This window comes from Prevotella sp. oral taxon 299 str. F0039, from assembly GCF_000163055.2.
GTDB lineage: Bacteria > Bacteroidota > Bacteroidia > Bacteroidales > Bacteroidaceae > Prevotella.
The window spans coordinates 1,692,736-1,716,547 of sequence record NC_022111.1; the positions used below are offsets into that span (position 1 = coordinate 1,692,736).

Consider the following 23,812-nt stretch of genomic DNA (forward strand, 5'->3'; position numbering starts at 1 on the left):
AGATGAATATCAAGTTTCAATATATATTTTTAGCAATATTCGCAGGTTTCCTTGCAACATCTTGTAAAGAAGAAACCGTTGAACTCTATAATTCTTCAGATGGTGTCTATTTCAATTATGGAAACAAAGACGCTCTTCAAGCAATAGTAAACTTTGCAGATTCTATTTTAACTGCCCCTACAGAAATTTCTGTTCCTGTGAAATTGAAGCTCATGGGTCGTGCTTCTGATAAGCAACGAACAGTTGTTTTAAAGTCGAGAGCAGTGCAAGGAGTGGCAGAAGCAATGGTAACATGTCCTGAAGTTGTGTTCGAACCCAACGAAATTCTAAAAGATGTGATAGTGAAAGTGGCACGTCCATCAATATTAGATTCAACATTTCAAGCACAAGTATATATTAGCGATGTAGAAGGTAACAACCAAATAGGACCTGGACTCAAGAATTTTACCAGCTTTACTATCTATGCCAAAGAAGAATATACAAAGCCTATGCAATGGGAAGGTATGGCTAGTTCGTATTTAGGCGAGTGGAGTATGGCAAAACAAATATTGCTAGTGCACATCAGTAAGAATAACAAATTTTATACAACAAACGATTATAACAAGTTTGTTCAATGGAACTTACAAGCAATAGACAGCTTGCGTACTCAACAAAAGAAGAGTCCACAAACTCCTATAACAGTTGATATTCCATTTACAAACGATAATTCCTACGACAAGCCATGGTATTGGGGAACCTTGCAAGATACCTATCTTGGAACTTATAAAAGTGGTTCTTTCGTAGGACTTTGTAACGGATTAGACGTCACAACAGCCAATGAATATACTATTTTTAATGGAGATGAAACAGCAATGCAAAACCTTAATAAGCAAGCCGTGGGTCAAATGCTCTTAAAGTATAACACTTATTATCAAGATGGTTGGCGTCAAGGAAATACATATAAAGACTTCTTCTATGTCCCAATGCTTCAAAACTCTACATATGAGTTGATAGAACCACAAGCATGGAAAGACGAACAAGGTGGTAAAGAACTTATCGAGAAGTATTATGGAACCTACTCTTTAGAGAAATATCAATTCATGGTGAAAGTGTGGTTGCAGCATAAAGGAAGCGATTTTGTTATCAATCAGCTCTTCCCTGTTATGAATGAATGGGGTAATGTGCATTGGGATGATTCACTAGGAGGTGAAGATGCCATTAAAGCTTGTAACAAACTATTCCGTGAGAAAGCTGCGCAAGGAAACTATTCATTCACTTTCCCAGAGGTGCAATGAAAACTCTTGAAATATAATAACTTAAGTTCTCTTATTTGAAAGCATTGTTATTGCAGTATAATATCATTGCTTTTGTCGCACAAAAGCAATGATATTAAGAGCCAAAAGCTATACTTTTTAAGAATATACAGAACGTGGTTGTTAGCCTAAAACAAATATAAGTTTAGACAAACAGAAAAAACAATAGTTGTATGAACATAAAAAATATAATTCTAGTGACGAGCATTGTTGCCCTTTCTTCATGCTATGGAGACAAAGGAAACTATGTGTATAACTTCGATGAGATGAACTCTATCGATTCATTAGAGTTCACACCCGCTTCGGTTGAAACCCTTAATGGACAGACAATCGAATTTACCCAGCCTTTAACTGCCGATGAAGCGCAAAAAAGAGTTGAGGTAACAGTGCGTCAATCGCATAATAAGAATACTGATTTACTTGACTTTAGATGGATTTTATCTTATCAAAAGGATAAGAAAACGGTGAGCGATACAATTAAAACAAAGGGGCATCTTGATGTAACTCTACCCGTGAAACAAGATACACGCATTTCTGTTCGACTAGAAGTGAAAGACCAAAGCACAGGACTTGCGTCTTATCGTAACTTCACAATCGCAACTCGTCCTATCTATAAAAATAGTTTGTTCTTCCTACATGGAAAGGCGGGAGATGTGCATTTGGGTAATATCGAAACCATTGGAGCTACAACTCAAGTGCGGAGCGATGCCTATAAACTTATTTATAAAGATGCAACCAACGTGTTTGCAGACGCTTATAAATTGATGTATCATTATGGATTAGTGTCAGTAGGACGAGATTTCTTGCAGAAATATGGTCTCATAGTATTCTCTAATAATGGAGAAACAAAGGTTTATAACCCTTTCGGTATGGTGCCAAGATTTACAGAATATAAAGATTTTGTTATTCCTCAAACACCTCAGGGGGCATTCCTTCCAAGTAATATAATAATGACTGGTGATCCTTCTAACCAATCAGACTTCTATTGTATGATAGGAAAAGACGGCCGATTCCTTACTGCTCGCACTATTCCTTCATTTAAAACACCTGCAACCGATGGTTCAGTTTCAGACTATAATGTAACTGCAGCAACTATAACTGCAAACGAATTTGTCTTTTGGGATGCACGCCACAAACGCTTCTTGCGTATGAATAAAGAGGATGGATATGGTATTTGGGCAGAACAACAAGCTTATCAATCGCAGCTTTACAACCCTGTTCTTGATGCAAATGTCGATTTTACAAGTTTAGGAACAGCTCTTTCTCCTCAAGACAAAACAGCAGTTCTTGGCTTTATTCAATATCGTGAGAACTACAGAAAAGCAATACCACATTTTATTTTCAAAGATAATAACTCTTCAAATTATTATCTTTATCAGCTAACATCAACCCGTGCAGAAAATGAAGGTAAAGAGGCAGAAAATACAACAGCTCCTGCATATACCATCAAGGGACAACGATTAGAGAACTTTACACCTTCTTCTCCTTCTACAGTTCTATATAATACATGGTTCAGTACAGCTTTTGTGTTCTATGCCGAGGGTGCTGATGTGGTTCGACACAATTTGAATAATGGTGATAAAACCGTTCTTTACACTGCTCCTGACGGTTATTCAATCTCTTGCTTGAAGTTCCGTTCTGACGACACCTTTATCTATTCTGGCGATCTTGGACGCTATCTTACAATAGGAATGAATAAAGGTGATGAAGGAGCTATTAGTGAAATTAAACTCAACACTGCATCTGATGTCGACGAAACCTACCCAATTGTGGTTTATAACACTGATAATGAAGGAAAGAAGTTGGGCAATATCAAAGATGTTCAGTTTGTTCGTGAGTATTCATACAGCCTCCCAACACGATAATTAAGAGCAAAATATTTGAAAGAAATATTGTCAACAAATGACTTAATATAACAAATTATCAATACAAATAATGAACATGCAAACGTTTGTATCAACTAATATGAAGCGAAAAGGCAAAAGTCTGTTTTTAACTATTGTGCTGTTGTGTTTCCCTTTCCTCTCTTTTGCGCAGAAAACAAGTAGTTTAACTGGTGAAATAAAAGGCTTGACTGAGGGAAAATTACAAATCTTAGTACGAACATCAGAAACGAAATGGGATACAATTAGTACTACTCCATTTTCTAATGGCATGTTTTCTTTTTCACAAATAAAGGTCGCTCGCCCCATGTTTGCACGCATAGCGGTGGTTGGTTATCAAGGAGGTTTTAACTTTTTCTTAGAACCTAATGCTACCTATAAAGCCTTATTGCGTGACGGAGAGGGCTGGTTTATCACTGGAGGAGAGTTGCAAAACGCACAGGTAGAATATCAAAAAGGACGTGGTGTGTTGCAACATCAACTCGTAAAGTTACAAGAAAAGAGTGATAGTTTGCGTAAAGCATTAAAATATGGTAGTGCAAGTAAAATAAATGATACTATCTCTATCATCAAAAAAGATTTAGAGATGCTTCGCACTTCTTATTTAAGTGCTAACAATAACATTCTTTCTGCTGCTTTAGTTCTTCAAGAATTAGAAGAAATGGATGCTCCTTTAAGTGGTTGTAAAGAACTTTATGCTCAGTTAGGAGAAGGCGCAAAAGCAAGTAGCTGTGGTGAGATTGTGAACCAACGCATACAACGTTTAGAGAAAATTAGCAGGGGAAGTAAGGCTCCCGACTTCACTCTTCCTACCTTAGATGGTAAGACCTTCACCCTAAGCGCAATGCAAGGAAAGGTGAAAATTGTAGACTTTTGGGCTTCATGGTGCGGTCCTTGCCGACTCAATAACCCTGTGTTACGCCAGTTATATGCAGATTTTCATAGCAAAGGACTCGATATTGTGAACGTTTCTCTCGACGAAAAACGTGATCGTTGGGTTGAGGCTGTGAAACAAGATAAATTGGTTTGGACTCAGGTTTCATCTCTAAAAGGCTGGAAAGATCCTGTAACTCAGCTTTATAGTATCACTGCTATTCCTGCAATTTTTGTTCTCGACGCTGATAATAATATTATTGCAAGCGGTTTGCATGGTGAAGAATTGAAGAACTTTGTTAGCGGTTTATTTGCCGAAAAGAGCGTAAAATAATGCTCAAATAATAAAACGAGAGTTCTATAAAGAGCAGCTTTATGGTGCTAATAGCTTTTGAAAAACTTTGAACTCTATGAGAAGATGATAGTAAAGTAAACAATTAAGAATCTATATCAATATGAAAAAAGAACTTTTATGTCTTTTTATGTTCTGCGGTAGTTATGCTGTAGCTCAGCAGAACAATCATTATGTAATCTCAGGGTCAATGCGTATCGACTCTTTACGTTATACTCCTGAACGTATTAAGAAAGTATATTTAGCTCGTGAAGTAGACGGACAGAATGTTATTGTCGACTCTGCTGTTGTAGAAAAGGGGAGATTTAAATTTGAAGGTGTTGCTCCAACAACAGTAGAACCCTATCACATCACTGGCTTTGATAATGGAAGTTTACAGTTCTTTTTAGAGCCTGGTACTATCGAAGTCTTGCCTTTTGATGGTCGTTTCCCTGTTGGAGCACATGTAAAAGGAACACCTGCTAATGAAGTTCTTTATGCATATAAAAAACAAGAAAGTGATAATGTAGATATAGCAAAGCAGCGTATGGAAAAAGCTTTGTCTGCTTTTCCAGAGGCACAACGCAATGATGAAAAGTTTTTTTATCCTTATCAACGAGCTGTGTACTATGTAAATAGTCTTTCTCATCGCACTTCTGCAATGCGTTTTGTAACAGAACATCTTGATTCGCCAGTTGCACTTTACATCATTAAATACGATTTATTGCGCTTTTTTACACCTCAAGTGCTAGAAGAGGTCTATCTAAAATCGGTGCCATCAGAATTGAGAAAGCACCCAATGTATCGTGAACTTACCAACTTGGTGCGTGCTGCAAACTTAGAAGTGGGTAAACCTGCTCCCGATATTGCAGGTAAAACACCAGACGATAAAAGTCTTAGCTTATCTGACTTAAAAGGAAAATATGTGCTAATTGACTTCTGGGCATCATGGTGTGGACCATGTAGAAGAGAGTTCCCAGTGATTAAACAAGCTTTAGAAGAATTCAATGGAAAGATTCCTTTTACTGTATTGAGCTATTCAATTGATAGCAAAAAGAAAGATTGGGTAGATTGCATACAACGCAATAGTTTAACTCATGCAAACTGGTATCATATCTCAACACTCCAAGGTTGGAGCTCTCCAGATGCCAAACTCTATAATGTTGAGGCGGTTCCACGCACAGTTCTTATCAGTCCTGAAGGCGATATTATGGCTTTTGACCTACGTGGTGAACAGCTAATTGCTACTTTAAGAAAGATAAGTAATGGCGAATGGAAACCTATTGCAAAGCCAACAATTGTTTCAGATAATGGTTTATTGACCGAAGATGTGAAACCCGATGTTGCAGATCAACAAATTTATCAAGACTATTTAGCTTTTGATAAGGTGAAGGAACAACAAATTGAACAAGGAATTGCTAAGCTACGTAACACAAAAGGAGAGGCTTATCTTGATACAAAAGAAGGTAAGATAGATGCTACTAGCATTGCAAAGATTGCCGAAATCGACTATATGGCAAATCGTTTGAATTTCCTTCTAGAGCACAATGAAACTCCTTTGATGCCACTTTTGATGCAACGTGATATCTTAAAGCTATTTAACAAAGAATATGGAAGACAATTTGTAGCAGCTGTTGCTCCTCCTATCTTGCAACATCCCAATACTCGTTCTCTAGAGAATAGCATTCGTTCGCTCAACTTAATGCAAGGAAATGATGCTCCAGATATCAACCTTCAATTAGCAGATGGAATCGAAAAGCGTTTGAGTAGCTGCTTAGGTAAGTATGTATTGCTTTCTTTCTGGGAATCAGACAATGCTTCTTGCAAAGACGAAATGGCACGACTAAAGAAACTCTATGGCGAAACTAAGGCTCAAAAAGATAAATTCGTAATGGTAAGTTGCTCATTAGATAGTGACCTAACAACATGGAAGAACGCAATGAAGTCTCTCGGAATTAATCGTGAAGGTTGGTTGCAAGCATGCGATGGAAAGGGAGCTCAATCTACATCGGCTCGTCTGTTTCATGTAAAAGATGTTCCACAACATGTGTTGATTGACCCAGAAGGAAAGGTAATTTCCTTAACATTGCGTGGCGATGAGCTATTAATGCGAGTTAAACAAATTCTTTCTGGAGACCTGTATTATCAAAATGAAGGTGGAAAGAAATAAAATATAACAGTAGAAATCTCTCTTAAACAGATTGAACTATATGTGATATATAGTCATTGTTTAAGGGAGGTTTCTTTTTTTATGTGTCAAAAAGGAAGAAATACCAAAGTCTTTCTAGAAATAGTATAAAGTTTAATACACTAAAAGGATAGCAAATTATATAAAAGTGAGGAAGGATTGGGATTTCTTTTTTGAGTTTTGATGAGAAAATACCTAGAAGTAGGTATTGTGGAACAAGGCAAATCGCCCTAACTTTGCCGAAAATTTTAAAATCTTCACCTATTATTTTAAAAATGACTTCACTGCTCATGGTAGGTAATTTGTTAGTTACCATGGTTGAGATGCGTTGTCTTCAACTTATAAAAGCACGATAAGTCTTGACAAATTAGTTATGCATTATACAAAAAAGACGCTGCCTTTGCTTCTTGCACTAACGCCATTTACAATGTATAGCCAGGCACAATCAGGCACACAAACGGAGCAAAAAAATGCAATGACCGACTCAGTTTATAAGATAAAAGAGGTGGTTGTACGCTCCAATCAGATGTTAGGAAGTAAGTTTGAAGCACGTAATCGCACAGGTTCTGCTTATTATATTTCTCCCGAAGAACTTGGAAAATTTGGTTACACCGATATCAACCGTATGCTAAAAAGCGTACCAGGTGTGAATGTTTATGAAGAAGATGGATTCGGATTGCGCCCTAATATTAGTTTACGAGGTACTAAAGCAGAGCGAAGTGAGCGCATTTCGCTCATGGAAGATGGTGTTTTAGCTGCTCCTGCGCCATACTCAGCTCCTGCAGCTTACTACTTTCCAAACGCTGGTCGTATGTATGCTATCGAGGTATTGAAAGGAAGTAGTCAGGTACAATATGGTCCTTTCACAACTGGTGGTGCAATTAATATGGTGTCAACTCCCATTCCTACGAAGTTTAGTGCAAAGCTAAACACTTCTTATGGTAGCTATAATACGCTTAAGACCTATGCAAGTGTAGGTAAAAGCTTTAAGTATACAGGCTTTTTAGTGGAGTACTTGCGCTATCAATCTGATGGCTTTAAGAAAGATGAGCCTAACCAACGCACAGGATTTCACCGCAATGATTTGATTGTTAAGTTCGCTGCGCAAACCAATAAAGAACAAGGACTCAACCATTTATTCGAACTAAAGTTTGGTTTTGCTAATGAAACATCGGACGAAACCTATTTAGGACTAACAGAAAGCGACTTTGCTTCACGTCCTTATTTTCGTTATGCGGGTGCTCAAAAGGATAATCTTACGACCCGACATACCCAATGGGTGGCAACTTATCTTATGAAATTAGATAATAAACTGAAGATAACCACAAATTTATATTATAACTACTTCTTCCGTAACTGGTATAAGTTAAATGAGGTGAGAGCTGGTTTTACTAAGTCTGAGCGTCGCTCTATTGAGGCAGTACTTGCCGATCCCGAAACCAATGAGGATTATTTTAACATCGTAACAGGTAAGACCAACTACATAGGAGAGGCTTTAATGTTGCGTGCCAATCATCGTGTTTACCATTCAAGAGGTATTCAGTCAAAGGGAGAATATCGTACAATGTTAGGCGGAGGCTATCTTACTGCAGAATTAGGGCTACGTTATCATGCTGATAGTGAAGACCGATTCCAACAAGATGATGGCTATTCTATGCAAGATGGACGTATGAGTTTGTTCTTAGCAGGATTGCCTGGAAGTAACGCTAACCGTATAACTACAGCCCATGCGTGGTCGGGTTATTGGCTAGGAAAATGGTCTAAGGGAATCATAACCCTTACGGCTGGTATGCGTTATGAAGATGTTGAGTTGCTAAATCGCAACTATACCAAGGCAGATCCACGTCGAACAGGAAAGATACGCATTGAAACTCCAAATCATGCTCGTGCTTTATTGCCAGGATTTGGATTCAATATAAAGGCTCTTCCCATTTTATCAGTGTTAGGAGGAGTACATAAAGGATTTGCACCTCCTAGTGCTTCGCTCTATCAAAAGGCGGAAAGTAGTGTGAATGTCGAAGTAGGTATGCGTCTAACAACCAATAAAATGAAGTTAGAAGCAATAGCATTTAACAACAATTACTCTAATATGCTAGGTAGTGACCTTGCTGCTCAGGGAGGACAAGGTACACTTGAGCAGTTTAATGTGGGTAAAGCAATGGTAAATGGTTTAGAGTTCATGTTCCAATATCTACCACTTCCAAAGCATTTTGCATTCCAGATTCCCATTCAACTCTCTTATACTTACACCAATACAAAGATGAAGAACGAGTTTGAAAGCTCGGCTTGGGGATACGTACACTATGGAGATGAGATACCATATATCTATAAACATGCTTTCAATGCACAGATAGGTCTTGAACATAAGCGTGTAGAAGCCAATTTTGGAGCACGTTTTAATGGAGACATGCGTACGACTCCAGGACAAGGAAAGATTGCAGAACGTGAGAAAATACCTGCTCATGTCATCTTAGATGCAACACTAAAGGTACACGTTAACAAAAATATCACTATCAGCTTAAATGCAATTAACTTAGCAAATAAAAAGTATTTAGTGTCTCGTCACCCATCAGGTTTGCGTGCAGGACACCCCTTAGGCATTTATGGTGGATTGCGTTTACAATTATAATAGAAGAATATTTAGAAGAATAATCATTATAAAAAGTAATGAAAAGAATTACAAAAGCAAATAGATTATTTGCCATTGCCTTCCTCTTGTTTTGTGTTCTTACAGTATCAGCACAGGTTGCAGGAACTATTTCAGGTACAATTAAGAATGAACAAGGAGAAACTCTTATTGGAGCATATGTGCAAATATTGGAAACAAAAGAGAAAGTCGTAACTGATATAGATGGAAAATTTACCATAAATGCCGTTTCTGGGCAGACATTACAAGCGAGTTATCTTGGAATGATAACCCAAAAGGTGAAAGTTGGTAATCGTTTTTTGAATATTATACTTAAAAGTGATAGTCGACAAATAGACGAAGTAGTCGTAACGGGTTATCAGAATATTCGCAATAGAGTGTACACTGGTGCTGCAACATCAGTGAAGATGGACGATATTAAGCTTGAAGGTATTGCCGATGTATCACGAATGTTAGAAGGACGTGTGGCTGGATTGTCTATCCAAAACATATCAGGAACATTTGGTTCTGCCCCTCGAATCAACATTAGAGGTGGTGCTTCAATCATAGGTAATGTTCAACCGCTATGGGTTATCGATGGAGCTATATACGAAGACCTTGTTCATTTGAGTCTAGATCAATTGGCTTCAGGAGATGCAGTGACACTTATTAGCTCTGCAATTTCAGGACTTAACCCCACAGATATACAAGACATACAGGTTTTGAAAGATGCTTCTGCTACCTCAGTGTATGGTGCAAGAGCATTGAATGGTGTGATTGTGATTACAACCAAGAGTGGAATGAGAGACACACCTCTTCGTGTTAGCTATTCAACGGAGAACACCATACGTTTGAAACCACGTTATAATGATTTCGATTTGCTCAACTCACAAGAGACAATGTCGCTTTATCAAGAGATGAATGATAAGGGTTACTTCGGTATAACTAATTCATTATATGGCAGACGAAGCGGTATTTACTATCAATTATATAAAGATTTGAGTACCATCAATCCTGCAACTGGCGAATATTATCTACCCAACACACCAGAAGCACGAATGAATTTCTTGCGTCAACGTGAGTATGCCAACACCAATTGGTTTGATCATCTATTCACATTGAAGCCTATCACCAATCATGCTATCACCATTTCAGGTGGTGGAAAGAATTCTGGAACCTATGCATCAATAGGTTTTTACAATGATGCAGGTTGGACAATAGCCGACAAGGTGAGCCGTTTTACAGCCAATGTAAAGAACACTTTTTATATAAACGATAAGCTCACAGCAACGCTTTCTACACAAGCTAACGTGCGTTCGCAGAAAGCTCCAGGCACAATGCCACAGCGAAAGAACAATACCTTGGGCGTTTTCGAACGTGACTTCGATATCAACCCCTTCTCTTATGCATTGGGAACAAGTCGCACTTTGCGTCCTTATAACGAAGATGGAAGCCTCGAATTCTACCGAAACAACTGGGCTCCGTTCAATATCTTCAACGAATACGATAACAATAAGATGAATATCTCTGTGCTCGACTTTAAAGTTCAGGGAGAGGGTACATATAGATTAAATAAGGATATGGCTATCAAAGCATTGCTCTCTATGCGCCAAGCCTATACAAGTACTACTCACGAGGTGCACGAAGGTTCAAATATCGTACAAGCATTTAGAGCCAATGAAAATCCATTTGTGGCTCAACAAAATATCTATTTGGTGCGAGATAACGACAATCCACAGCTCCAACCAAAGGTAGGATTAACACATGGAGGAATCTTAAACAAAACAGAAGCGTCGCTAAAAAGCTTCTTAGCTCGTATTGCTTTCGACTTTGATAAGCGCATAGACAATCATGATTTGAAAGCTTTCGCATTTACAGAGTTGCGTTCTGCAGAGCGTACGGTGAACCCTTTCCAAGGTTATGGAATCCAATACGACAGAGGAAATCAGATTTACACCAATCCTTTGATATTCAATAAGCTGATAAACGAAGGTAATAGCTATTTTAATTTTCAGAATAGATATGATAGAGGAATCACTTTTTCGTTTAATGGTACCTATGGATATGCAGGTAAGTACGTCTTTAATATGGTGCTCAACTGTGAAGGTTCTAACACTTCTGGAAGAGGAGCACGTGCTTTATGGTTGCCAACTTGGAATGTTGGAGCCAAATGGAACATCGATCAGGAAGAGTTTATGAAAGATTATAAAACGATTTCTCGTTTGGCTTTGCGTGCAAGCTACGGCTTAACAGCAAAGATGAACGAAGAGGCAATCAGTGCAAACTCTATTTATAAGAGTGGCATTGTCAATCGTTATAATTTCGATAATCGAGAAAACAAGCTCAATATTATCCACTTAGAGAACCGAGATCTCACATGGGAAAAGATGTATGAGTTAAACATTGGTTTAGAACTTGGATTGTTCGACAATCGCATTAGCACAACATTAGATGTTTATCAACGCAACACCTTCGATTTGATAGACCTCGTTCGAACCTCTGGAGTGGGTGGACAATATTATAAATATGCCAACTTTGGCGACATGCGTACACAAGGAGTTGAACTTGGTTTGCACACTAAAAACATTGTAACAGATAACTTTAGCTGGAACACAAGTTTAACATTAAGTGCCATGAATCAAAAGATTACTCGCTTATTAAACACTCCTAACGCCTTTGATATGGTGGTTGGAAGAGGCAGAGGCAACATTGTTGGTTATCCAAAGGGCTCGCTCTTCTCGTTTAACTATCAGGGGTTGAATAACAATGGCTTACCCACTTTCGACTTTGGACTTTACCCTTCTAACAAAGGAGAATACTCAAACATAGCAGGTGCCGACTTCCTCGACACCCAATACACCAAAACCTATTTGTTATATCATGGTCCAATAGAGCCACAGGTGATAGGAGGTTTGTCGAATACCTTTAAATATAAGGAATGGACACTATCGTTCTTCCTCACCATGCAGGCAGGAAACAAAATTCGATTGAATCCAACTTTCGATCCAGAGTTTGGCGATTTGAATGTCTTTTCTAAGTCATATTATAATCGTTGGCTCAACCCTGGAGACGAATTCCATACCGATGTGCCAGTGTTACCATCACAAGAATTGATTGCAAAGGTGGGAAAAGAGAATATAGAACGAACCTATAACACCTATAACTATTCACAAAATATGGTGGCAGATGGTAGCTTTGTGCGAATGAAGAATATTTCATTAGAATATAATGTGCCTAGCACATTCTTAGAAAAGTTGAAACTTCGTTCTGTAAGCTTGCGTTTAAATGTAACCAATCCTTTCCTTATTTATTCTGATAAGAAACTAAAAGGACAAGATCCAGAATACTATAAGTCTGGTGGTGTATCACTTCCAACGCCAAAGCAATATACATTAACGTTGAACATTGGTTTCTAATTACGACGAAATATGAAAAAATATATATCATTGTTGCTATTTTTTGCACTCGGATTCTTTGCTAGTTGCAACGATTTTCTAGATAAAAGTCCCGACTCGGATTTAGATGTTGACATCAATTCAGAAGAAAAAATAGCCGATTTACTTACAGGAGCTTATCCCGAAGCCAGTTATATTCCTTTCTTAGAGCCACGCACCGACAATGTAGAAGAGCGTGTAAACGGAGTGCATTCGCAGTTAAACGAGTCGATGTTTTATTGGGAAGACTATGATCAAGAAGACCTAGATACCCCTCTAAACTATTGGAATAGCTGCTATAAAGGTATTGCACAGGTGAATAAGGCGTTAGAGTTATTAAGCACCCGTCAAAAAACTGAGCGTGTAAAGGCTTTATATGGCGAGGCATTTCTATTGAGAGCCTATCTACATTTCATGTTGGTTAATATCTGGGCAGAGCCTTATGGAGGTAGTTCTACAAACCCTGGAATACCTTATATCACCAAACCTGAGAAGAATGCCTTGGTAGATTACGACCGAGGAACAGTGAACCAGGTATATGATAAGATAGAAAAAGATTTGAAACTAGGTATCACCTTGGTTTCAGATAACTACTATAAGCAACCTAAATTCCATTTCAATAAAAAGGCAGCTTATGCCTTTGCATCTCGTTTCTATTTGATGAAAGGTCAGTGGAAAGAGGTGATTGAGTATGCAGATTATGTGCTTGGAGGTGATCCTAAGACACAACTTCGTGCTTGGAGACAATATGCTGATGAGCTAGAATTTAACCATAAGAGTCTTTATCGCAAGTATATTTCTGTTGACGAGCCTGCAAACTTATTGCTCACCACAACAGAATCACGTCTTGCACGCAACACTCCTAACGAAAAGTTTGGTTCTACTTTCAATATCGTAGATAAGATCTTTGCTCAAAAAGGTATTGAAGGCGGAGGCGATTATTCGAAGATGAACTTCATTGGAACCTATATTTTCACTTCCTCTTTGGCTCCTGTAACCACAGGTCGTTATTTAGCTAAGTTCGATGAGCTATCTACAACAGAAAGTACAGGAACTAAACCACGTGGACTTTATGTAACAAACGTGCTTCTTAGTGTCGATGAAGTACTTCTAAATCGTATGGAAGCCTATGCAATGTTAAAGAATTATAGTCGTGCTATCGATGATTTCCTACAATACTGTCAAGGAAAATTCGGTTTTATGCCATCCGTAGATCGTGCTGTTTACCTATCAACCAATAGCGATAATTATAATGTTTACACACCATTCTATGGTTTAACGCTCAAACAATTGGCAATGGTTAAACTCATTCTCGATTTCCGTCAGAAAGAATTTTACCAAGAAGGCTTGCGATGGTTCGACATAAGACGTTTTCATTTAGCAGTAAAACGTACATCAAAGAGTTCTTATTATTTCCCATTAGAGAAAGAAGACCCTCGAAAAGTTTTGCAAATTCCAGTAGAAGCAATTCAACGAGGTCTCGCTCCTAACCCCCGTGAGCGTCAATCACTTATCCGTTAACTTTTAAAAGCACCCATATTGATAGCAAATAACAATGAAAATGAAGATAAATAAGATAGCTTTTCTCCTCCTTTTTGTGCTTAATTGCATTGCATGTAGTGAGGATAAATTAAACGAGGTGAGTGTAATCGATGAAAGTAAGGCACAAATCGAGGCTACAGAGCTAGATAATTGGATTTTAAATAACATCACAAAACCCTATGGAATCGAGGTGGTTTATCGTTGGGAAAAGAACAATAACTCTGCAGGAGTATTCATCTATCCTCCTAAAATCGAGAAAGTTCGTGCCGTGTTAGAGGCTGTTAAAGAGCTAGGTTTAGAGACTTATCGATTGAATGAAGTAGGAGGTAAAGACTTTTTGTTGGGTCGTGTGCCTATCAAGCTATATCTTTATGGTGGCGGAAACCCTGATGAAAATGGGGTAGAGCGACTCTATAATCCACAACTTACAGCGGCAGAGATGTGCTTATACAATGTAAATGACTTCGAAGCAGGTAATGCCGACAAGGTGTTTGTATTGATGCGAAGTGTTCATCATCAGTTAGCTAAACGCCTTATGCAGCTTATGAACTACGATTATGATAAGTTCTTTGCCATTAGTGGACATCGTTATACAGGCACAACAGAGCCAATTGCGGCTCCACTTGGATATGCTCAAACAGGCAAAGAGAAGTTTGGACTCGACAGTTATGCCAACAAACGTGGCTTTTATACGATGCTTTCGTTCCTTTCTGCCGAAGATGATTTCGCTGAAATCATTAGTTCTACACTCACAAGTACACCGAAAGAGGTATTCGATGCTGGTGTTGCTGCTAAAACACCCGATACAGATATCGACCCAGAAGTAAACGCTCGCTATGCTAAAGAGGCAGAACAAGCCTATAAAGAGTTTATCGAAAAACAAGCTTTTGTAAATGAATATGTACAGAAAAACTGGCATATCAACCTCAAACAGATGCAAGTAATTAGCGTTCGTAGAATCAATGCTTATCTAAAACAGCACTAAAACGATGAAAAAAATAAATATAACATACTGCCTTCTGTTGGTGGTTTTATTGGCAATTGGCTGTTCTTCAGACGACAATGTCTTTGATAAATCACCCTCACTACGCAATAAAGAGAGTATAACAGCATTGCAAGACGAGTTGGTGAATGCACCTTATGGCTGGCGAGTTCTTTACTTTCCTAAAACCGATTCATTGCTTTTCTCTAATCCTTCTGAGCTTATTTCACAGCATGGGTTTAGAGGTCGCTACGGATATGGGGGCGATTGCTTTGTAATGAAGTTCTCAAAAGACAATAAAGTAAGCATGAGAGCCGACTTTACAGAGCAAACTGTGAACGAAGTTACAAAGAGTGAGTATCTCATCAATCGCAATAGTTTCACACAATTAACTTTCTCAACCTATAATTATATACATCAATTGGTGAACGACCGCTTTGCAGGTAGCTCCGATTTCCTTTATATGGGTAAGAATGAAGATGGTGATTTGGTGTTCCGCACCGCTACTTATCTACAGCCAGCACGTGAATATATTGTGTTCACTAAATTAAAAAATGCAGATGATACGCTAGCAGTTGTGCAGAAATCTTACGAAAACCGCACTCTATTCGAGAAGATGGTGAATCCTCAACTCATTATACATAGAGGTGGAAGAACCTATTTCCGCAGTGATATCTATGTGAAACGTGATGTTGAAACCAATCAAGGTCTATTGAAAGAGATTAAAGAAAAGAAATATTATCTCTTCCTTTTCACTCAGAAAAAGAACCCTATTCCAGGCTATCCAGCAAAAGAAATGACTGGTTTAGGATCGGGATATTCGGGCACAGAACATGGTATTACCTTTAGAGCAGGACTCCGTTACGATAGTAAAACGATGTTTTTTGATTTCCAACGTGAAGGAAATCGCTTTGTTGCAGAGCTTGTTTCTGTGTATGATCCATTGCTTCGTAAAACAAGATTGGTAAGTAAACACTTGCATCCAGAAGGAGAATTCACTGGATTGAAAGCCGAAATTTGGGACGAACCCGTAGATAATAAATAAAAGTAAACACGTCATAGAATTAAAGATAATGAATATGAACTTAATAAAATATGCTTTGTTGGGTCTAACTCTGCTCACTCTTGGTTGCTCAAAGAGTGGGGAAGATTATCCAGAAGAAGACTATGAAGCACTCTTCCCCTTTAAAGGTGTAGACAAGCCAAAGATATCTTACGAAGATCAAACAATACAATTGGGTGATCCCGACGCCTCTGTTGCCGACTATGTGTACCCTGGTGTGGAGATAAAAGAGAATGTACGAGAGTATAAAGTGACACTTGTTTGCTCGTTTAATGAGGTCGATATTCTTGGAGAACGTGTGAAAGAAGATGACATTTCTTCTCGTTATTTTGTGCGATATATCACTCCCGACAAGCAATTGCGTGTTATTTCAGCTAACAAACGTGATGAAACAGCGAGCGTGTTCCTAAGCAATGGCAAAGAACAAACCATCACTTTTACAGCCAAATCGGGCTATCCTATGTACCTTTGCGTTAATGGTGTGGGACCAAGAGGCTCTTCTATTAAGGCAACAATATCAGCAGTGTCTGAAGATGGCTTTACTATTGTGAAACCTTTAACAGTGAATGAACATCAGAATGAAGAGGGAATTGATAAAATCAAAGGTCCTTTCTGTGGCTATATCATTCTTCCTTAGAAAATAAAAGATACGTATGAAAAAAAATATAGTATTTTATCTTGCATTAATTCTTTTTTCTTTTGCATTCCAATCGTGTGAGCATTGGGAAGGAGAAACCGTAGAAAGTTCTTATATACTTCCTACAATGCCCGACCCAAGCTATCAGTTTAAACGAAATGGAGGTAGTAGTGTCGATTATCTTGAGTGTAGTTTGTTACGAGACCCCATAGATTATATCTATAATAGCTATCTTAAAATAGCTACAATAATGTATCCTGCTAACATGGATAAGGTGCAATCTTACTACACAAATGGGGAATTTGGATTGAAACCAAAGGAAGAATTGGCAGCATCTTCATTGCATCAAGCAGATAGAACACGCATATTAAAAGATGTAGAAGATATCTTTACAACTACAGGAACATTGAGTGGATTGGGTCAAAGCAGTCCTGGAACTGCTCGAAACCGCAGAGCTATACCAGGAATTGGGGGCTATGTGGGAACCAATATTGGTGATGTAAACATTGCTTTTGCCAACGATAAAGGTTTAGTTGTTGCAGAAATGTTCAACGGAATGATGTTAGGAGGAATCTATTTAGATAAGATTCTCAACGTACATCTTAACGATAGTCTTTATAATGATGCACGTTTGCGTCGTGAACACGAGAATACCAGCTTGCTTCCAGGTAGAAATTACACCGAATTAGAGCACCATTGGGATCTAGCTTATGGCTATTATCAATATTGGTTGCCCTTTATTCAAACCAGTGGATTAGCTGTTTTGCGTGAAAGTCGCATCAAAATATACAACGCTTTCGCCCTTGGACGACTTGCTCTCACTGAGTTTAGATACCAAGAGGTACAAGAACACTTGCAATTTATTAGAGCCGAGCTATCCAAAGTGGTTGCAGTGCGAACCATGAGTTTATTAGTTGGCGAAATAACCCTTGCAAATTTAGATGAAGATATCAACAATTCTTTGGTGTTTTTATCGAAAGGATGTGGATCAATATATAGCTTACAATTCACATTACAGCCCTCTGGTAAACCTTATTTCACTTATAATGAGGTGAAATCTTATATTAACTTACTTACATCGGGCAAAGGATTGTGGGACAAAGAACGCCTACTTGGTTCTGAAACAACTGAAGGTTCGCTCAAAAATGTAGCTGCGTCTATTGGTAAACGCTATGGACTAACACTCGATGATATTAAACATTCCAACTAAAATAACATTACATATCAATGATACATAGAATTTATTTCGTTTTACTATTATTGACTTTTCCTTTTATTGCTAAAGCTCAGTTAGGAAAAGAGCTTATTCTTAATGGGGGATTTGAGGACTATACCATTCTTACACCACCAGATTTAGGAGAAGATGATGAAGAAGATAAGCCTCAAAGAGACGTCTCAAACTTTGGTCCTTACTTAAAACCTAACTTTTGGTACTTTAACTCTTCTTTGTTTCCTGCAAGGACACAAGGAGCACATAGCGGAACTTATGCGGTTAAATTATATACCAATGGTGGTTCATTCTTTTCACGAGATAACGACTTTAATCCCTATCATATAGATGTAGAGGCTGGCGGTGAATATCGTTTAGAATATTGGTATAAAGGAAAAACTAAAAATCCTAACATCATCGTAACAGTAGATTGGTATAAAGACAAAAAGTCTATTAAGAAAGACACACGAGATAAAGACAAAGTAAAGACCTTTACTAACGAGTGGCAAAAAAAGACTTTTATTTTTAAGGCACCATCAGGAGTAAACAAAGCGGGTGTTGGTATTTATATAGAAAACGATACCGAAACAGCTGAATCAGATGGTTTCATTCTTATAGACGATATTTCTTTTGTGCAAACTAAAAAGGGAACATCTGCCATAACACTTGAGGCACCTGCCAATGTAGTGGCTCGTCCACAACAAAGAGAAATGGAAATGTCGTGGAATGGCATTGCAGAAGAAGGCGTTAGCTATGAAATTATCAAAGATGGAGAGGCTGTTGGAACCACAAAAGAAACCTCTTATATTGTTGAAGGACTAGAGCCTGGCAAGTCATATCAATTTAGTGTGCGTACAATTAAAGGAACTGAAAAATCTAAACCCTCTGCCGTTGTTACCCAACAAACCCAAAGAATGAATATGAGAGTTGAAGATGAAGGACGTATCCCTTATTTATATACTGTGCGAGAGGTTGGCACTTGCCCCCGAACTCTTCGTTTGTTCTATCACGATTTGGCTAAGCCTAATGCCCAAATCACTTACAAAGTAGATGGAGTAGCAGTGACACCTGTCAATGGTAGGATCACTTTTGCAAGTAAAGGACAACACATCTTACAGATAGAAATAATTGAAACACCCGAACGTAGCTGGGAAATTGAGTACAAACTGAATGTAGATTAAGAAGAAAATGAAGAAACAAATAATTTATTTTGCATTGCTTTTATGTTGCAGTTTCATGCTTTTTGCTTGTGACAAGGATAACAATCAAGGGGCAAAAGATATTCGTTTGGGAGTGGAAGACGTGAATGAAGTGTCGTTAAACAAGCTTTCCACTCGAATGATACTGCTCACTGGTGGTACTGGAAAGTACACAGTGAATATCGCTGACTCAAAGATTGCCAGCGCAAGTATCAGCAAAGACACCCTACGTATTAGCGGAATACTTGAAGGAAACACTTATGCAACAATCCTTTCAGGCGATATTAAGAAGCGAGTAGCTATCAATGTGGTGGTACCTGAATTGAGTATTAGTCAGAATGAGATACGACTTTTCCCCCGAGATGAAAGCAAATTTGTTAGTTTGAATGGTGGTGGAGACGTTGCAGACTTGAAAATTGATGACCCCGACAAGGTGATTAATGCCAAATGGAACGCTAAAACGAATATTCTAGAGATACAAGCATTCTATGAAGGAGAAGCAAATATCCGAATTATATCGCAAGATAAGAAAGAGAAAAACCTGAAAGTGGTGGTGCGTTGTGATGGAACAGCCGACCGAGTAGGCATTTATGGCACTACATCGCATAACCTTTACGAACAGATGAATACGGTTATGACAGTTAAACGCCCTGGAGTTGGCGTGTGGTTGTGCAATGGTGCACGTCCATCTTTCTCTAGAAAGGTTCTAAAAATAACGCCTGCCGTTGTCAATCCTGTTGTAGGTACACAGGTAAATGTATCTTTCTCTATGGTTTATCCAGACGAATTTGCCAATAGTGGACTAAAAGAAGGACAACAAAAGCTATGGGTAGAGGAAGTAAGAGAAAAGACAGCGGTGTTGCGTGGACGTGGTTTTAAAATCGTAATACCTTACGAAAAGAAATAAATGATATATCTCTTTGTGTTAGTATAGAGAGATTGTTTTAATAATAATAATAATCAAAATTTATGAGATTTTTTACAAACAAAAAAACAATGTTGGCAGTGTTTTGCTTCTGTTTATGCAGTACTGCTTTTTCACAAACAAAAGAAGTAAATATAGAAGCTGGAAAGTTGTCTGAGAAAATTACAGAGGAAGAGCAAAACACCATAACTTCTTTAAAGATAACGGGTAAGATAAACGGGTCTGATATACAGTTGTTAAGAAAAATGGCTGGCAGGGCTTACGAAACAAATGCCAAGACTAACGGAAAGTTATCTTCGCTCGATTTATCACAAGCGCAAATCGTTGCAGGTGGAAGTAATTATTATGTAATTAAACGTGGCTTATCTTCAAAATATTATCAACCTACCGAAGATAATGTTATCGCTTCTTATATGTTTACAGGACTTACAGCCCTTACTACATTAAAGTTGCCTACAAACATCACAAAAATTGAACAGTTTGCCTTTTCTAGTTGTAGTAATTTAACTGAATGTGCTATTCCTGAAGGGGTAACAATTATTGGCGATAATGCTTTTGCGCAATGTAGTAAACTTAAAACAATAACAATTCCAAGCACAGTAACAAGTCTTGGTGTGGCAGCTTTTAAAGGTTGTGAAGCGGTTACTAATGTAACCTTTGCAAAGGGCATACAACTTGAAAAAATAGGAAAAGAGGTGTTCTCTAATAATGCTAGCCTTACCACTATAACTCTTCCTAAAAGTGTGACTGAAATAGAAGATCGTGCTTTTTATGAGAACTATTCTCTAACCTCAATTACTTTCCCTTCAAGCTTAACAAGCATAGGTGTTAGTGCGTTTGAGAATTGTCTTAAACTGACAACTCTTTCTAGATTTCCTTCAAGTCTTGAAAATATAGAAGATAAAGCTTTCTTGAATACATCTGTAACAGCTTTTACAGTGTCTTCAAAAAGTGATAATTATACCTCAGAAGATGGCATCCTTTATGATATTGATAAAGTTTCATTAGTACTTTATCCAGCTGGTCGTGTTTCAGAAACATTAAATATACCTGAAACAGTTTCTTCTATAGAAAAATATGCCTTTGCTTATGCAAAAAACTTAAAGTCAATTGAGCTTCCAGGTGGTCTTACTAACATTAAAGATTCTGCTTTTGTGTTCTCTAAACTTACAAGTGTTACCACTTTAGCTTCAAATCTTGCAATTGCAAAATATGCTTTTAGCAATTGTTTAAATTTAACAACTGTAGACTTTAAAGGGGCTATTGCAAGCATTGGAGAGGCTGCTTTCCAAAACGATAGAAAGTTATCTACAGTTAAATTTGTAGGAACTTCAATTCCTGATTTTGGTAAATATGTATTCACACCCAAACTGGTAGAACTTAAAATATATGTACCAAGCGGATACGTAGATAAATATAAAGGAGGAATAGAAAAGAAACCAGCAGTATTAGGTACTAAATATCAAGTGCTCGATATTACCACTCTGGGTGTATTAAACCCTTCTTTTGATAGCAATGTTGTTGAAACCGCTCGCTACAATGTAGATGGAACAAAGGCAACAACACGCACAAAGGGAATTAATATCGTAAAACTTTCTAACGGAAAAGTAATTAAAACAATCGAAAAATAATTTCGAATACTAACAATTCGGTGCAATTGCGTAAGGCAAAGAACTTTATTTCTGCCACGTAGTTGCACTGATTTTTTTGTTTATAAACCTCAACTATTATCAAGGTAGAAGCAACTTCTAATCCGTTTCATCATCAACTTTTGTCTTAATCTGCAAGCCTTATATTTAAAGCCTTATTGAAGTGCAAAACAAAAGCATTGACTTTGCATTGTAATAACTATGCTTTTATAAAGAAATAGCAATCCTTTTATATTATAATCTCAATGCTATTGCAAACCGATTGTGTAGATACCGATATACAAAGACCTTTCATTAGGGTGAAAAATAAATGAAAATGTGAGGAGAAGGTTACTATTGTAGAAAAATAAAGTATTTATATGAAAGACGAATACCATGAGTTTATAAGTTCTATGCGGTAATATTTTATGTGTAAATTTAATGAGTAAAGAGTGTATTGCTCCTCTGAAATAAGGATGATGCACCATGGAAAACCCTAAATAGGTCTTGTTTTTGTTTTCCGACTTATAAAATCCTCATAAAAGAGTATTGTACATGTTAGTAAAGAACTATACTTTTGTTGTCGTTATCAAATTATTTAAAAATGAAAACAAAAAGATTATTATTGCCTTTGGTGGCATTTTGCATGTTAGGACTTAGCTCTTGTAGCGAAAATGATGGCCCAGCATTTAGTGCTAATGTACTAAAAAATATCGAGTTGAGAAACATTCTTACCTCAAAGGGTTTCTCTTTCGATAAAGAAGGAAAGTTAGAATTGAACGACCTTGCGAATTCTACCGTTTCACTCGATCTTAGTAGTACGAAACTTACAGACCTTTCGGGTTTGGATATTCTGCCAAATTTGAAAGAAGTGAAGCTTTCTAACAATGATTATGGACCCGTATTTGATTTTTCTACCTTGCCTTCTCAAATTACAAGTGTAGACTTAACAGGTAATAACATTTATGATTTTGAAGGATTAGTAGAAACAAAAACAGAGAATGACGAGCTTAAAACAACGCTTCTTCACCCTTTAAAGAAACTTTATCTACCTGCTTCTGCAAAATATAACGTAGAAGATTTGATGCCTTTTAATATGCTTCAAGGACAAGAAACCGATATTAAAATGGCTGATTCTACAGGCAAATTGGAAAAATATACTACTGTTAGAGAAATTCCAGACCCTATATTTTGTGCATATCTCAAAACATTATATCCCAGTATGTTTATAGATAAAAATCATATAGACTTCTCTAAAATGCCAAAACTTAGAGAACAAGGTCAAAACATCTTTCTTTATTTGCCTGAGGAGCAAGAAAATCCAAGATCTATTGAGGGTGTAGAATATTTCATAAACAATCCTTTCTTGACAAAATTCACTGTAATGTTAGACACTGGAAAAAATTATAAAGTGGGATATTTAATGCCACGTGGGAACATAAATGCATTTGTTTTGTTTTCAACTGAAATTGAAGGAGGAATTGATTTCTCAAAGGCAACCTCTTTAGGTATTTTAGGTCTTGTAAAATGTTCAAGCATTAAACAGCTTGATTTATCACATACTAAAATATGTAATCAAGATATTAAGGACTTTCATCCTATGTTTGATAATGCTTTAAATCTTGCACATTGTCCTAATTTAGAAACTATAACACTTGCAAATCCTGGAAAAGGCTCTACGGCTCGCATGATTTTAGCAGACTTACCCAAGCTAAAGAAAGTTGATTTAAGCAGAATTACTACATTAGGAGAGTTGGGTGTATTTTTAGATAACACTGAGGTGATTTATCCAAAACTAAATAGTTATTATGATTCAGAGACAAAAAAAGTAACAAAATTAACTGAAGGAGAAGGACAAGTATCAGTATCAGTCTCTAAGAAAACACTGGAAAGTTCTGCTTTTAAAGAGTTTATTAAAGAGTATGGACAGTATTGTAGTGATGGAAAGGCATATGCTGAACCTGACTATGGAGCTGTTGCATGGAAAAAGAACTAATAA

The 23,812-nt window shown here is 37.4% G+C and carries 15 protein-coding genes; all 15 read left to right on the forward strand.

The window, feature by feature from the left end:
• The first annotated feature begins 2 nt into the window (after positions 1 to 2).
• The 15 genes from HMPREF0669_RS09655 to HMPREF0669_RS09730 all read left to right on the forward strand — a co-directional run bounded on the left by HMPREF0669_RS09655 (position 3) and on the right by HMPREF0669_RS09730 (position 23,809).
• Positions 3 to 1,274: a DUF4843 domain-containing protein gene (locus HMPREF0669_RS09655; protein WP_009228349.1), complete on the forward strand. Its 1,272-nt coding sequence runs from the start codon at positions 3 to 5 to the stop codon at positions 1,272 to 1,274.
• Positions 1,275 to 1,465: 191 nt separating this feature from the next.
• Positions 1,466 to 3,157 carry a PKD-like family lipoprotein gene (locus HMPREF0669_RS09660; RefSeq protein ID WP_009228350.1) on the forward strand — a complete coding sequence of 564 codons (1,692 nt, stop codon included), beginning with the start codon at positions 1,466 to 1,468 and terminating at the stop codon, positions 3,155 to 3,157.
• A gap of 76 nt (positions 3,158 to 3,233) precedes the next feature.
• Positions 3,234 to 4,382, forward strand: a complete 1,149-nt coding sequence (locus HMPREF0669_RS09665; protein ID WP_020967429.1) for a TlpA disulfide reductase family protein — start codon at positions 3,234 to 3,236, stop codon at positions 4,380 to 4,382.
• Positions 4,383 to 4,503: 121 nt separating this feature from the next.
• Complete coding sequence (locus tag HMPREF0669_RS09670) at positions 4,504 to 6,549, forward strand: TlpA disulfide reductase family protein (protein ID WP_020967430.1); 2,046 nt, start codon at positions 4,504 to 4,506, stop codon at positions 6,547 to 6,549.
• Positions 6,550 to 6,940: 391 nt separating this feature from the next.
• A complete protein-coding gene (locus tag HMPREF0669_RS09680; RefSeq protein WP_020967431.1) occupies positions 6,941 to 9,196 on the forward strand; it encodes a TonB-dependent receptor domain-containing protein in 2,256 nt (751 codons plus the stop codon).
• A gap of 38 nt (positions 9,197 to 9,234) precedes the next feature.
• Entirely contained in the window at positions 9,235 to 12,609 is a 3,375-nt protein-coding gene (locus tag HMPREF0669_RS09685; protein ID WP_009228354.1) for a SusC/RagA family TonB-linked outer membrane protein, read from the forward strand.
• A gap of 12 nt (positions 12,610 to 12,621) precedes the next feature.
• The gene (locus tag HMPREF0669_RS09690; RefSeq protein ID WP_020967432.1) at positions 12,622 to 14,148 is read left to right on the forward strand and encodes a RagB/SusD family nutrient uptake outer membrane protein; all 1,527 of its coding nucleotides are present in this window, start codon (positions 12,622 to 12,624) and stop codon (positions 14,146 to 14,148) included.
• 34 nt (positions 14,149 to 14,182) lie between these two features.
• Positions 14,183 to 15,154, forward strand: coding sequence for a putative zinc-binding metallopeptidase (locus tag HMPREF0669_RS09695; RefSeq protein ID WP_009228356.1), 972 nt, complete (start codon positions 14,183 to 14,185; stop codon positions 15,152 to 15,154).
• A gap of 4 nt (positions 15,155 to 15,158) precedes the next feature.
• Positions 15,159 to 16,196, forward strand: a complete 1,038-nt coding sequence (locus HMPREF0669_RS09700; protein WP_020967434.1) for a DUF4302 domain-containing protein — start codon at positions 15,159 to 15,161, stop codon at positions 16,194 to 16,196.
• Positions 16,197 to 16,224: 28 nt separating this feature from the next.
• A complete protein-coding gene (locus HMPREF0669_RS09705; protein ID WP_044045680.1) occupies positions 16,225 to 16,851 on the forward strand; it encodes a hypothetical protein in 627 nt (208 codons plus the stop codon).
• Between the two features lie 16 nt (positions 16,852 to 16,867).
• Positions 16,868 to 18,061: a DUF4856 domain-containing protein gene (locus HMPREF0669_RS09710; protein ID WP_009228359.1), complete on the forward strand. Its 1,194-nt coding sequence runs from the start codon at positions 16,868 to 16,870 to the stop codon at positions 18,059 to 18,061.
• Between the two features lie 17 nt (positions 18,062 to 18,078).
• Positions 18,079 to 19,242: a fibronectin type III domain-containing protein gene (locus tag HMPREF0669_RS09715; RefSeq protein WP_009228360.1), complete on the forward strand. Its 1,164-nt coding sequence runs from the start codon at positions 18,079 to 18,081 to the stop codon at positions 19,240 to 19,242.
• 7 nt (positions 19,243 to 19,249) lie between these two features.
• Complete coding sequence (locus tag HMPREF0669_RS09720) at positions 19,250 to 20,167, forward strand: hypothetical protein (protein WP_009228361.1); 918 nt, start codon at positions 19,250 to 19,252, stop codon at positions 20,165 to 20,167.
• A 62-nt stretch (positions 20,168 to 20,229) separates the two neighbouring features.
• A complete protein-coding gene (locus tag HMPREF0669_RS09725) occupies positions 20,230 to 21,816 on the forward strand; it encodes a leucine-rich repeat domain-containing protein (protein ID WP_009228362.1) in 1,587 nt (528 codons plus the stop codon).
• A gap of 601 nt (positions 21,817 to 22,417) precedes the next feature.
• Entirely contained in the window at positions 22,418 to 23,809 is a 1,392-nt protein-coding gene (locus HMPREF0669_RS09730; protein ID WP_009228363.1) for a leucine-rich repeat domain-containing protein, read from the forward strand.
• The last annotated feature ends 3 nt before the right edge of the window (positions 23,810 to 23,812 follow it).